Raw genomic sequence first — 13,097 nt, 5'->3', positions numbered from 1 at the left:
TCTAAATTATCGAATTAAAAGAAATAATGGCGCCCTCGGCGGGATTTGAACACGCGTCTCAGCCGTGACAGGGCCGAATTCTAGACCGGGCTATACTACAAGGGCACAAGTTGATGGAGTCAGATTGCCAGATTAAAAGTTTCTGTCACAACAAAATTTTTTGTAAAAGACTAAATTATACACGATAAGCATTTTTTGTGAGGGTCTATGGCGCAGCCAGGTAGCGCACCGGACTTTTAATCCGGTTGTCAAGGGTCCGAATCCCTTTAGACCCGCTACTTTTCTTTTTTATTCATCTAATAATTTCATCAATTTGCTTTTTCAAGTCTTCAATTGAAGAATTAATTTTATTTTCTCTTTTTGATACATCTGTTCTATATTGGTTGATTTTTTGAATTCTGTCAGAAATCATTCTTTTTTGTTCTTCAAAACCTGAAGAACCAAATGATTTTCTGTCTTTAAGAGAAGAAACAACTGTTGTAGTAGAGATAATTTTTGAGACAATCTTCGGATCTACTTTAGTATCAGATACAGATTTTGTTATTTCTATTGGAGTCAGTTTCGAAATTGATTTTTTTGAATTGTGAGCCAATTGAACTAATACTCCTGCAATTTTATGTGTTACACGAAATGGTATTCCTTCTAAAACTAATTTTTCAGCAATATCTAATGCAATTAAATTACTTGATTCAGTAACTTTTTTCATTTGTTTTTCATTTACTTTCATTGTAAGAAATACTGATTTCAAAATTAATAATGCGCTGATAGATATTTTTGATGTAGACCAGATAGAAGATTTTATTTGTTGTAGATCTCGACCGTATCCAGTTGCTAGGCCTTTGATAGTAGTTAGAATTGCAGTGAGATTTCCTATAACTTCGGCAGTTTTCCCTCTTGTTAGCTCTAATATATCAGGGTTCTTTTTTTGAGGCATTACACTTGATGGTGATGTAAACTCATCAGATAATTCAATAAAAGAAAATTCTGAGGTGGACCAAATTATAAAATCTTCAGAAATCTTACTTAGATTAGTCATTAAAATTGAAACCATTGCAATATATTCTGCTACAAAATCTCGTGTGCTTGTTGCATCAATAGAGTTTTCAACAATACCATCAAAACCTAGCATCTTAGCAGTAGTATGTCTATCAATTGGAATACTTGTTCCACCAACAGGCCCTGCACCAAGTGGACTTTGGTTTATTCGTTCAAAAGTTACAAACAATCTTTGAAAATCTCTTAACAAAACATCTGCATGTGCCAAAAGATAATGAGAGAGTAGGCCAGCTTGAGCTTGTTGAAGATGTGTGTAAAGAGGCATGATTGTTTTTTGGTGATTTTTAGCAACAGAAACTAGGGCTTCAACAGTATCTAAAAGACAATTACAGATAATATTGATATCATCTCTAATTTTCATGCGAATATCCAAGGCAACTTGATCATTACGTGATCTTGCAGTATGCATTTTTCCGCCACTTGCCATTCCAGCCTTTTTGATAACCAACGATTCAATTAATTCATGAATATCTTCTGCCCCAGACGCTGAATCAAATTTTTCATTCTTTAGAGTCTCTAATGATGATAAGATTTTTTTTGCATCATTTTTTGTAATAATATTATTTTGAAATAACATCAAAGTGTGAGCTTGACTTCCAACAATATCATAAAATGCAATATCGGAATCATCATTAATTGATGAAACATAATCTAAAGTAATATCACTCAAATCAGTACCAAGACGTGAACGATACATTATCTAAGGTTCTAAAATGGTTATATATAGCATCGACGCTTTTGCCGACATGAGCCAAGATATCAAACAGCTTCGAGTGAAATTATTTGATGAATTATCAAAAATTGTAGATCCTGAAATCAACACATCGATTGTTGAACTAGAATTAATTGACGAGGTCGACATCAATAACAGCAATGTTAAGGTTGATTTGCATCTTACTAGTCCATTCTGTCCAGCAGTATTTGGTTTTAAGATTTGTCAAGACATTCATGATAACCTTTTGAAAGTAGAGGGCGTAGATGATGTCAAAGTTAATGTTTCAAACCACTTTATGGCTGAACAAATTAACAATCAAGTAAACAACAGTCCAAAGCCAAAAAAATTAGGTTAGCTTCGAAAACCTAGTAAATATCCACGAAGTAGTTGAATTCCCATTGCAGGATCAACTCCTTTTGGACATACTTGACTACAAGAACCTGCAAAATGACATCTCCAGATACCATGAGAATCATCAATGATTTTTAATCTAGAATCTTTTCCTTTATCCCTACTATCTGCAACATATCGATATGCTTGGGCCAATGCTTGAGGCCCTACAAAAGAAGAATCAGTTGCCATCGTAGGACATGCAGAATTACATAAACCACATTTGATACAATTAGCAAATTGGATGTATTGTTCTACTTCTTCAGGGGATTGTAAAAATTCTCTTTCGTCAGATACTAATTCTGAATCATCTCGTATTAGATATGGTTTAATTTTTTGATGAGTATCAAATAATCTTTCAAATTTTACAGCCAAGTCACGAATAATTGGAAAATTATTCATCGGTTCAACTGTAACAACATTAGAATTTAGTTCACTAATTTTTGTAAAACATGCCAATCTTGGTTTTCCATTAATCATCATACCACATGAACCACATGTTGCTTGTCTACAAGAGTAACGGACTGCTACAGAATGGTCAAAGTGTTTTTTCACATCAAGAATTGCCTCTAAAACAGTAGTCCATCTCTCATAAGGAACTGTAAACTCCATGAATTGGCTAGAGTCATCATGTTCAGGATTAAATCTTGAAATTCTCAAAAGAATTGTATTTGAAGATGATAATGGGGTGGATGTTTGTTCATCTGCAATTCCAGATACTTGAGCCATTTCTAAACCATCCCCATATTGGTCATAATAATTGTTCTTGAACCATATGCTATTAATGCAATCATTGCAGCAAGACATCCATAAGAAACGGCTTTTTCATAAGATCTACCTTGTTTTAACTCCAGTAAAATAACTCTTAGTCCATTAAATCCATGAACAGCAAGCAAAATGAGAATCAATTCCAACATTGCAGCATATGGAATGAATTTGTAGTTGGCAAGAACGCTTTCATATTCTAAAGATTCTGCAAATCCCTGAGTGAGACGCATCAAAATGTGAACTGCCACTAATGCTACTGCAGCTAGGGCAGTACCATAATGAATTTTCATAATCGTGCTTTCTCTCATATCATTCACCAAACATTACCGCTAATCCATACATCATTGCAACTGCTGCAAGAACGATTGCTGAGTAAATTCCTATTTTATGTCTGTAATTTTGGGATGCTGGATCATAGGGGTAATCAGGTCTTGCAGGTTTTCCTACACCAATTCCACCATGCCCTAACATCACTCTAATTCCATTAACAGTATGAAAAACACACATCGCAATTACAATTGCTAAAATTGCGTGTCCCTCAGTAGTTTGAGTTAATTCAAGAAATTCAGTCCATCCTACTTGTCCTCTCAGAATATTACTTGTTTCATAAATATGACCAATAAAATATGCTAATAACCCCAAGCCACTTAATCGCATTAACCAGTATGCAACACGTTCAATTCCATATCTACCAGGATTTACCATTCCTTTAATTCCTTCTTTGTGTTCGTCTTGAGTCATCTAGTACTTCCTCTCCACTGGTTGATATTTTGTAATTGTAACTGGATATGTTTTCATGATTGGTTCATTAGGATCATAGTAAGCAAGTGTATGATGTAAAAAGTTTGCATCATCACGTTTAGTATAATCAGTTCTTGCATGTGCTCCACGGGATTCCTTTCTATTGATTGCACCAAGCAATACAATTTCTGCTACTCTAAACATAGAATCAAGTTCCATTACATTTGAAAAGTTGGTATTGTACTCTTTTGCTTTATCATCTACATGTTTCCAAGTCTGTTTTTTTAGCTCACGAATTTTCTTAAGACCTTCTACAAGATTAGTCTCATTTCTGTAGACATATGCCTTTTCATTCATAGTATCAGTAAGTTGCTGTCTAATCTCATAGGGATTGACATCACCATTACCTCTAAAGATTCCATCATAGATTCTTTTTTCTTCTGCTGAAACTAAGTGATGTGGCCAAGGATTTGAGGATGTATTGTTCATAGCGTACTCTGCTGCCAATTCACCTGTGATTTTACCCCAAACGATACATTCAGAGGTGGAATTTGCACCTAATCGATTTGAACCGTGAACACTGTTGCATGCAGCCTCACCTGCAGCCCAGACTCCTTGAATTTCAGTTGCACCATCAATATTTGTATGAAGCCCTCCCATCATATAATGACAAACAGGTCTGATGTCAAGTAGATCATCAGCAGGATCAATGCCAGAAAATTTTATAGATATTTCTCTAATACCACCTAATTTTTCTTTAATTTTTTCATCTCCAAGATGTCTCAAATCAAGTTTCATACAATCAACACCAGTTTCATGTTTGAATCCACGACCTTCCTGAATTTCAGTCATAATTGATCGAGATACAATATCACGTGGAGCTAACTCCATCTTACCAGCAGCATATGTTTTCATAAATCGTTCACCTTTATTGTTAAGAAGATACCCACCTTCTCCTCTTGCACCTTCCGTAATCAAAATTCCAGATGGTAAAATTCCTGTTGGATGAAATTGTACGAATTCCATATCCTTTAATGCCATACCAGCACGTAATCCCATGTCCAAACCATCAGGAGTTGATGAAAGGGCATAAGTTGAAAAGCTGTACAATCTCCCAGCACCACCAGTAGCAATGATGAGGGCTTTTCCTTTGATAGTGTAAAATGTACCAGATGATAATTCTATGGCAGTGACTCCCATGAATTTTTTTCCATCATGAATTATTGAGGATACAAACCATTCGTTAAGGTATTCAATATTTTCAAATTTTTGACATGTGTCATACAAAGTTTGCATTTCGAAGAAACCTACTTTGTCTGATGCATATGTTGCTCTCGGAAAACTATAACCACCAAAGTTTCGTTGATCTATTCTCCCATCTGGTCTTCTAGACCATGGCATTCCCCAATGATCTAATTGATGAATTTCTTGAGGCATTTCAACACATAATCTTTCAGCAACATCTTGGTCTGCTAGAAAATCACTTCCTTTTACAGTATCATAAACATGAGATTCAATTGTGTCTCCTTCCTCCTCAAAAAGTACTGCTGCAGTTCCTCCCTCTGCAGAAACAGAATGAGAACGCATTACTTGCACTTTTGAAACAACTCCAATTTTGAGATTGGGTCCCTTTTTTGCAGCAGCTATTGCTGCTCTTAATCCAGCAAGACCAGAGCCACAAATTATCAAATCAAATTCAAGAGATTCTACCATTTTTAGTCAAACTTGCTGTAGGTGAGTTAAATATGTAGTAATTGTCAGGCATGATCCGAAATATTGAAATATATCGCTAGTGATATCGCTAGTGATGATATCGGAGTGGTTTCAAAGAGTAGGAAGTTCAGTTCCAAGAGGATTTTCACGATATTTCATTTTAGAACTATTACAAAAAAACCCCATACAGGTACAGAAATTATTAGTTATGCATCAGAGCAGAGCAACGGAATATGGAAACCATCTCCAGGGTTGATTTATCCATTGTTAGGAAGATTGTTAGATGAAAAATTAATCGAAGAGACAAAAGATGGTAGATACCAACTGACAAAAAAAGGAGTTGAAACGGCACAAGATGTTGACAAGGTCAATGACATCGTAAAAAAGCAGTTAGATGTTCTTTTCAGATTAGGAAATGTGGGTAGGTTTGTTGCGTTGGATTTACTAGAGAAAATATCCAGCATGGGATCAATTCTTAGCTCAAACATATCAAACATGACTGATGAAGAGACTGCAAAATATAGAAAATTTCTTCAAGAGGAATTAAAGAAAGTGGATGAAAAAAGTTCAAAGAAGAAAGGAAAAGAAATCAAAATAGAATAATTTTTTAAAAAGTTGAAATTAATCTAATTTTTAGAAATATTGTGGTATCACTTACCAAAGAACAAAAATCCATAGTTTTTGGATCATGGCTTGGTTGGTCACTTGATGGTTATGATCTAGTTTTGATGCTGCTTGTGATTCCATTAATTAGCATATTATTTTTTCCTGCTGAAGATACAACGTTTTCACTTTTAGCAACATTTGCGGCGTATATCATCACATTAATTATGCGACCATTCGGTGGTGCATTTTTTGGAAATTTTGGCGATACACATGGAAGAAGAAAAGCAATGATCATTACAATTATGGGATTTTCTGGTGCAACATTTGCGACAGGATTGCTACCAACATGGCAGATGGTAGGATTCATGGCACCAATTTTGTTAATTGGATTACGATTAATGCAGGGATTCTTTGCTGGGGGAGAGTGGGGAAGTGGTGCTGTAATTACAATGGAGACAGTTCCAAAAGAAAGGAGAGGTATTCTGTCTGGATTTTTGCAAAGTGGATTTAATTTTGGTTTTGTAATCGCATCAGTTGTATTTTTTGTGGCAGTTTCTATGTTTCCAGATGAGCAATTTGTAGAGATTGGTTGGAGAATCATGTTCTTTACAGGAATAATTCCTGGACTTGTAGCATTATTTGTGAGATTTAGAATGAATGAATCACATGTATGGCTTGCAAAACAAAAACAAAAGAAAACTGAAAAATCACCATTAAAAAAACTTCTTTCCAGTAAAGATGGAAGAAAAAGATTCTTTTTTTCTTTAATTTTGATGACAGGACTTATGTATGCATACTATACATCAATTGGGTTTTATCCAACATTTTTACAAAATTATGTGGAAATTGAAAAATCTGAAGTATCAATATTGATGATTGTGGGAACTACAACGTCCTTGTTTGGTCAAATTTTTACAGGATTTCTTAGTCAAAAAATTGGAAGAAGGAAAACAATAGCATTTTTTGCAATAGCAGCGATGATTGTAGCAATCCCAACATTTTACGGATTATACAGTGCAGAGTCAGCATATGAGAGAATAACATATACAGTAGTTTTGATAGTTGTTGCAACTACAGGTTTTGGACCAATTCCAGCGTTTTTATCTGAAAGATTTCCAACTGAAGTTAGAAACAGTGCAAGTGGTTTTATCTATAACGGAGGGTTGATTTTTGGTTCATGGGCCCCTCTAATTGCAGTAACAATGTTATCAAAAGATACAGGATTAATTCCAATTTTATTGGGAATCAACGTAATTATCGGTTCGGTGATTATTTTGATTGGTGCTAAAATTAATCCCGAAACAAAAGATGTGGATATTGCTCTATAACATTCTTTTAAAATCATAAATAATTCATAGAAAAAATAGATTCATGAAAAATTTACGTAATATGTTAAAGTCAAGTAAACCGCTCGTTATTCCAGGAGTCTATGATGCTATCGGTGCTAAAATTGCAGAAAAAGTAGGATTTGATGCAATGTTTCAAACAGGTTATGGAACGTCTGCAACTTTATTTGGAATGCCAGATTACGGATTCATCGGTGCAACTGAAACAGTAGATAATGCAAGAAGAATTTGCAGAGCAGTTTCAGTTCCAGTAATTGTTGATTCGGATACAGGTTATGGAAATGCTCTAAGTGTTTGGAAATTAGTTAAAGAACTAGAGGCTGCAGGAGCTTCCGGTATTTTTCTAGAAGATCAAAAATGGCCTAAGAGATGTGGACACATGCAAGGAAAAGAAGTGGTTCCACAAGAAGAGTACACAGAAAAATTAGGAGCCGCATTGGATGCAAGAGAAAATAAAAATTTCATTATTGTTGCAAGAACAGATGCAAGAGCTACAGAAGGATTAGATGCTGCAATTGAGCGAGGTATTAAAAATAAAAAAACAGGTGCAGATGCTATATTTATTGAGGCTCCTAGATCATTAGATGAAATGAAAATAATTGGAAAATCAATCAAAGCACCTTTAGTTGCGAATATGATAGAAGGTGGAGCTACACCATTAAGCTCTTCTGAAACATTAAACAAAATTGGATTTAAGATAATACTCTATCCACTTTCAGTGTTATTTGCAAATACGTTTGCAACAATGAATATTTTAGAAGAATTAAAGAAGACTGGAACTACTGCAAAATTCAAACAAAAAGTTGTAAATTTTGATCAGTTTAATGATTTAGTAGATTTGCCAAAGTTTAGAAAAATGGAAAAACGATACGGATTTACAAAAAGAGGATAAAATAAAAAATTTCAAGTAAAGCACGGTTAAGATGTAACTCTCTTTACTTCAATTTCTATTGTTGAAACGTTTCTAGTTCTACCGTCTTGAGACTCTAATGATTCTGAGCCAATTTTGATTTCTCCGATAGAGTAGCCTGCATTTTCAGTTTTTCTTGCAATGATTTGAGCTACATCCACAGCACGACCTATGCTGAGTCCTCTAGCTTTGATGTTGACGGAAGGTAAGTTTGCCAATTGAATTAGCGCTGATGTTACATATGCCATCAATGGTTTCTTACCAATGAATACGGTGTCTCGGGTTTCATTTGACATGTTGCATTTACTATTTAACGATAATTTAAAGCTAGGAGGGTTTTATTGAATCAAATAAATGGAATTTCAAAGATTTGAACTAATATTAACCTGAAAAAATGAATTTCCTCATAACTTGGAAAATATTTTAAAAGTTTTAGAATCAGGCAGTAGTGAAGAAAAAATCAAAATTTTGGAATCTGTAGAACAGACAGATAATCAAGATATTTTAGAAAAAATAATTTCAAAGTTAAATGATGAAGATATTCAAGTTAGAGGGGAAGCATTTAGTTCGCTCATATTAAATAAAAATGATATTTTGAAGATATTAATCAAAAGTTTGAATTCCACAAGTGAAAACATTAGAGGTTACACATCATTAGTATTAGCAAATAGAAATGAGAAATCATCAATAACAGAAATAATGAAACTTGTAAAAGATGAACGTTCCATTGTTAGATCATGTGCACTTGGCGCATTAGGCCATCTTAAAGCCCAAGAAGCCAAAACGATTTTTCTAAATTCACTTTCTGATTCAAATTTAGAAGTGAGAAAAAGTGCGCTTCAAGCAATTATTGAACTAAATATGAGTATTTCAGAAGAAGAAATCAATAGAATTCTGAAAGAAAAAGATCATGAAATTGAAAAAATGATTTCACAATTAAGAAAAAGTGGACCGGAAGGGATTTGAACCCTTGATCCGATGCATGCCATGCACCTATCCTACCAGACTAGACGACCGGCCCAATTATCAGGATTCTGATCGAAATACGTTTTTCAAATTGGTTATTAACGTTTAGCGGTATGAAAGAAAATCCAAGTATGAAATTAACACAATATATTTAACCGTGGAAATATTGATTCAATCGTTATGGTAGTAGATAACAAAGCAACTATCACTTATGTTCAATTATTAAAAGAAGATCTCGTAATTATTAGATTAGTCCCAAAAGATGGTCCTGTTCCAGAATACAAAGCAGGTCAATTCATCACATTAGGATTGCCAAATCCTGCAGAAGGTGGTAAAATTGTTAGACGTGCTTATTCAATTGCATCTCATCCAGAAAATAGAGAATACATTGAGCTAGTAATTAGATGGGTAAGAAAACCACTTCCAGGGAGATTAACTACACAGATTTTTAATGCAAAAGAAGGAGATGAAATTCTTTGGTTAAAGCCTACAGGTAGAGCTTTATTGATTAATGAAGAACTGCCAAATGGTGAAAAAGATAATAGAAGAATTATTTGTATTGGCGGAGGTACAGGTCTTGCACCATTTGTAAGCTATGCACAACATCTTCATGACGTTGGAGATAAACGTGAAATCATAGTTTTACATGGAGCAAGTTATGTAGACGAATTGAGTTACAAAGATTTGCTAACTAATTTAGAGTATGAAAGTGAGAAAAGAGGCAAGGATGAATGGAATTTTAAATATAGAGCTGCAATTAGTAGACCGCAAGAATGGTTTAACAGATCATGGGCGGGTCAAGTTGGAAGAGTTGAAACTTTCCTAAGACCAAGAGAGAGCGGAATGTCACCACTTGAAGAATTGATCGGCGATAAAATTACTAAAGAAAATACAATGTTCTATGTTTGTGGTTGGCAAGGAACAATTGATGGTGTAATGGACTTCTTAAAGCCAAAAGGTTTTGCCACAGAACATGACAAACGAGAAGATGGTAGTTTTGAAGTTAAATACGAATCATACGGATGAGATTTTTAAAAAAGATAATTTTTTCCAAATCAATCATTGAAATATGAGATTTAATCAGGGTATAGTAATTGATTACCGCATTATATCTTGCTCATCTAAATCCAGTAACTAACGCACATGTGGAAATAATTTCGGATCTAAAAAAAGAGGCAGATATTGTTAAAGTAATGCCTGTAGTTTTCAAAGATGGTGAAAGAGAAATCAACAGTAAGAGTTTCCCATTTAACTTTGAAATTAGAAAAAAAATGCTAATGTCGGTTTTTGGTAATTCAATTCAGATTACTGATGATTATGCATTTTTTGCTCCATTCAAAAAGTACTTGCCTCCATTATTAGCTCCAAAATCATGGCAATTACGAAAGCAGATTCTTCGTGGAGTTGAGGGGGATTTTTTCTCATATACAGGAGATAAGGCTGAAGGGTATATGCTAAAAATTTACAGATTAAAACCTAGAATTGGTGAAAGAAAGATACTTTCAGCATCATCAGTTAAAGAAAAATTGTTTGATGCAGCACTAGGTAAAAAATCAGCATGGAAAGAAGATGTTCCAGAGAGCATAGCAAAAATAATCGAGGATGATTGGGAAACGGTGAAAAAATTTGCCAATTCAGAGGATACAACTAGAAGAGTTGCAGGAATGAAATTTCCTAAAGAAGGGTATTCAGAAAAAACTTAACAGTCATACTAAACCTAAGACATAATTGAAAATAGATTAATACACACCACGTAAAAGTGTCCTATGAAACTTCCACTTTCAAAATATGTCTGGTTTGACGGAAAATATGTTTTAGTGGAAAAAGCCAATGTACCAATCACTACTCATGCGATTCATTATGGAACATCAGTCTTTGAAGGAATTAGAGCATATTGGAATGGGGAAAATCTCTATATTTTTAGATTAGATGAACATGTTAAACGATTTAGAAGATCAGGTCAATTTTATAATATCTCGTTGAATTTCTCTGATAATAAAATTACAGATGCAATCATAGGGATTTGTAAAAAAAATAAGATCAAAAAATCATGCTACATTAGACCATTTTATTTTGTTGGAGATTACGGAATTAATCTACATGTAACTGAAAAGGCTCCAACAAATGTTGCAATTTTTACATTTCCTTTTGGGGATTTATTCAATAAAAACGGAATAACAGCGGGAGTAGTATCATGGAAAAAATTTTCAGATATGTCAACACCTCCACAAGCAAAAATGGGGGGAAATTATCTAAATTCCATAATTGCAACACAAGAAGCAAAAAGAAATGGTGTTGATGAAGCAATTTTACTAGATCATAACGGAAATGTTAGTGAAGCACCTGGTGAGAATATCTTCATTGTAAGAGAAGGTCAATTATTGACACCAGCACTAACATCATCAGCACTTGAAGGAATTACACGAGATGCAATTATCAAAATTGCAAAAGATTTGGATATTGATGTTATTGAAAGAGACATTGCAAGAAGTGAATTAATTATATCAGATGAGATTTTCCTAACTGGAACAGCAGCCGAGGTTACTCCAGTAATAGAAATTGATTCAAAAAAGATAGGAAAAGGAAAACCCGGAGATATAACAATGAAGATGATGCAAGAGTATACAGATATAGTAATGAACAAAAACAATGACTATTCTCATTGGTTAACTAAGGTGTATTAGATGAGGATTGTTCAAATTGGTACTGGTGGGTGGGGTAAAAATCACACTAGAATTTTATCACAATTAGGAGTTTTAGTTGCAGTATGTGACACTGATTCTGAAAAAAGCAAAGAATATGGAGAAAAATATTCTGTAAACCATTATGAAACATTAGATAAATTATTAAATTCTGAAGATTTTGATGGTGCTTTTGTGGTTACACCTACTTCAACACACACAAAGATTGCAGAAAAATTACTAGAGGCAAAAAAGCATGTATTTGTTGAAAAACCAATGACATACAAATCAGAAGAGGGTGAAAAACTTGCAAAACTTGCAGAAAAAAACAAGGTAATTCTCACATGTGGATATATTGAGCGATTTAATCCAGCAGTAGATGTTGTAAAAAAAATGGTTAAAGAAAAGAAATTTGGAGATCTAGTAATGCTAGAATTTCACCGTGAAAATAGGATGCCTCTACACATTAAAGATGTTGGAATTATTTATGATACATCTGTTCACGATATCGATACAGCCAATTGGTTGTTTGATGATATGCCTCATGTAGTATTTGCAAGAGCAGGAAAAATAAAACACGAACATGAAGATTTTACAAGTATCATGCTAGGATACAAAAATGACAGGGTTGCAATTATTTCCTCAAACTGGATCACACCAAAAAAACTGAGGAAATTCAATGCAGTTTGTACGGATGCGATAATTTCTTCAGACTTTATCACCCAAGAAATTATCGTAGAAAAGGATGATGAAACTCAAACAGTGCAAAATGAAAAACAAGAACCATTGTTGTTAGAAATTCAGAGTTTCCTAGGGGCCATCGAAGGGAAAAATGAACAGGTTGTTAAATCTCAAGAAGCAGTTAATGTTACAAAAATAGCTGAAGCTGCACTTTTATCTAGCCAAAAGGGCATACCAATCTATCTGGATCTAAAATGAACAAAACAATGATGGATATTTTGGCATGTCCAATTGACAAGAATCATCCTTTAGAATTATTTGAAATTAATGAAAAAGATAATGTAGTATCAGAAGGGGCATTATTCTGTACAAAATGTTCTAGATTTTATCCTATAATTGAAGAAATTCCGATTATGCTTCCTGATGAATTACGAGATAAAAAACAAGAAATGGATTTTTTAAAAAATAATAAAAATACACTGCCTGAAAAAATTATTACAAAGGCAAACCCATGGCATTTGTGA

16 protein-coding genes and 3 tRNA genes are annotated in these 13,097 nt (G+C 33.9%); 11 read left to right on the top strand and 8 right to left on the bottom strand.

The window, feature by feature from the left end:
* Positions 1-27 precede the first annotated feature (27 nt).
* A tRNA-Asp gene (locus BD31_RS08230) sits at positions 28-105 on the bottom strand.
* A 96-nt stretch (positions 106-201) separates the two neighbouring features.
* Between BD31_RS08230 and BD31_RS08225 the strand changes: the two genes are divergently transcribed.
* Positions 202-275 (top strand) — tRNA-Lys (locus BD31_RS08225).
* A gap of 17 nt (positions 276-292) precedes the next feature.
* Here the strand turns inward: BD31_RS08225 and argH are convergent.
* Entirely contained in the window at positions 293-1,753 is a 1,461-nt protein-coding gene (gene argH / locus BD31_RS08220) for an argininosuccinate lyase (RefSeq protein WP_008301123.1), read from the bottom strand.
* Between the two features lie 49 nt (positions 1,754-1,802).
* On the opposite strand from argH, the gene BD31_RS08215 reads away from it, so the two are divergent.
* The gene (locus tag BD31_RS08215) at positions 1,803-2,126 is read left to right on the top strand and encodes a metal-sulfur cluster assembly factor (protein WP_008301108.1); all 324 of its coding nucleotides are present in this window, start codon (positions 1,803-1,805) and stop codon (positions 2,124-2,126) included.
* Here the strand turns inward: BD31_RS08215 and BD31_RS08210 are convergent.
* The 4 genes from BD31_RS08210 to BD31_RS08195 are packed head-to-tail and all read right to left on the bottom strand — an operon-like array spanning position 2,123 to position 5,383.
* Positions 2,123-2,890 carry a succinate dehydrogenase/fumarate reductase iron-sulfur subunit gene (locus BD31_RS08210; protein ID WP_048097600.1) on the bottom strand — a complete coding sequence of 256 codons (768 nt, stop codon included), beginning with the start codon at positions 2,888-2,890 and terminating at the stop codon, positions 2,123-2,125. The genes BD31_RS08215 and BD31_RS08210 overlap by 4 nt on opposite strands.
* Before the next feature lie 2 nt (positions 2,891-2,892).
* Complete coding sequence (locus tag BD31_RS08205) at positions 2,893-3,237, bottom strand: succinate dehydrogenase/fumarate reductase transmembrane subunit (protein WP_048097599.1); 345 nt, start codon at positions 3,235-3,237, stop codon at positions 2,893-2,895.
* Position 3,238: 1 nt separating this feature from the next.
* Positions 3,239-3,670 carry a succinate dehydrogenase/fumarate reductase transmembrane subunit gene (locus tag BD31_RS08200; RefSeq protein WP_008301077.1) on the bottom strand — a complete coding sequence of 144 codons (432 nt, stop codon included), beginning with the start codon at positions 3,668-3,670 and terminating at the stop codon, positions 3,239-3,241.
* On the bottom strand, positions 3,671-5,383 hold the full coding sequence (locus BD31_RS08195) for a succinate dehydrogenase/fumarate reductase flavoprotein subunit (RefSeq protein ID WP_008301060.1): 1,713 nt from the start codon (positions 5,381-5,383) through the stop codon (positions 3,671-3,673).
* Between the two features lie 63 nt (positions 5,384-5,446).
* Between BD31_RS08195 and BD31_RS08190 the strand changes: the two genes are divergently transcribed.
* The 3 genes from BD31_RS08190 (at position 5,447) to BD31_RS08180 (ending at position 8,227) form a co-directional block, all read left to right on the top strand.
* Positions 5,447-5,986, top strand: coding sequence for a PadR family transcriptional regulator (locus tag BD31_RS08190; protein ID WP_238536107.1), 540 nt, complete (start codon positions 5,447-5,449; stop codon positions 5,984-5,986).
* A gap of 41 nt (positions 5,987-6,027) precedes the next feature.
* Entirely contained in the window at positions 6,028-7,317 is a 1,290-nt protein-coding gene (locus BD31_RS08185; RefSeq protein WP_008301017.1) for an MFS transporter, read from the top strand.
* 61 nt (positions 7,318-7,378) lie between these two features.
* Complete coding sequence (locus BD31_RS08180; RefSeq protein WP_048097598.1) at positions 7,379-8,227, top strand: isocitrate lyase/PEP mutase family protein; 849 nt, start codon at positions 7,379-7,381, stop codon at positions 8,225-8,227.
* A 26-nt stretch (positions 8,228-8,253) separates the two neighbouring features.
* Here the strand turns inward: BD31_RS08180 and BD31_RS08175 are convergent, their stop codons facing one another.
* The gene (locus BD31_RS08175; protein ID WP_008301076.1) at positions 8,254-8,541 is read right to left on the bottom strand and encodes an AlbA family DNA/RNA-binding protein; all 288 of its coding nucleotides are present in this window, start codon (positions 8,539-8,541) and stop codon (positions 8,254-8,256) included.
* Between the two features lie 115 nt (positions 8,542-8,656).
* Here BD31_RS08175 and BD31_RS09875 point away from each other — a divergent pair, with 115 nt between their 5' ends.
* A complete protein-coding gene (locus BD31_RS09875; RefSeq protein ID WP_008301125.1) occupies positions 8,657-9,211 on the top strand; it encodes a HEAT repeat domain-containing protein in 555 nt (184 codons plus the stop codon).
* On the opposite strand, the gene BD31_RS08170 is transcribed toward BD31_RS09875, so the two are convergent.
* Positions 9,193-9,266: transfer RNA gene (locus tag BD31_RS08170), tRNA-Ala, on the bottom strand. The two genes, BD31_RS09875 and BD31_RS08170, sit on opposite strands and share 19 nt — an antisense overlap.
* Positions 9,267-9,391: 125 nt before the next feature.
* On the opposite strand from BD31_RS08170, the gene BD31_RS08165 reads away from it, so the two are divergent.
* The 5 genes from BD31_RS08165 to BD31_RS08145 all read left to right on the top strand — a co-directional run bounded on the left by BD31_RS08165 (position 9,392) and on the right by BD31_RS08145 (position 13,097).
* Positions 9,392-10,237, top strand: coding sequence for a ferredoxin--NADP reductase (locus BD31_RS08165; RefSeq protein WP_008301132.1), 846 nt, complete (start codon positions 9,392-9,394; stop codon positions 10,235-10,237).
* 68 nt (positions 10,238-10,305) lie between these two features.
* Complete coding sequence (locus tag BD31_RS08160) at positions 10,306-10,914, top strand: hypothetical protein (RefSeq protein ID WP_008301021.1); 609 nt, start codon at positions 10,306-10,308, stop codon at positions 10,912-10,914.
* A gap of 63 nt (positions 10,915-10,977) precedes the next feature.
* Positions 10,978-11,895, top strand: a complete 918-nt coding sequence (locus tag BD31_RS08155; protein ID WP_008301101.1) for a branched-chain amino acid transaminase — start codon at positions 10,978-10,980, stop codon at positions 11,893-11,895.
* Positions 11,896-12,831: a Gfo/Idh/MocA family protein gene (locus tag BD31_RS08150; protein ID WP_008301082.1), complete on the top strand. Its 936-nt coding sequence runs from the start codon at positions 11,896-11,898 to the stop codon at positions 12,829-12,831.
* Positions 12,828-13,097, top strand: a complete 270-nt coding sequence (locus BD31_RS08145) for a Trm112 family protein (protein ID WP_008301036.1) — start codon at positions 12,828-12,830, stop codon at positions 13,095-13,097. The genes BD31_RS08150 and BD31_RS08145 overlap by 4 nt, the downstream gene beginning before the upstream one ends.

Origin of the sequence: Candidatus Nitrosopumilus salarius BD31 (assembly GCF_000242875.2) — an archaeon.
GTDB lineage: Archaea > Thermoproteota > Nitrososphaeria > Nitrososphaerales > Nitrosopumilaceae > Nitrosopumilus > Nitrosopumilus salarius.
The sequence above is the reverse complement of the archived record's forward strand: the minus strand, read 5'-3'. Positions and strand labels throughout refer to the sequence as shown.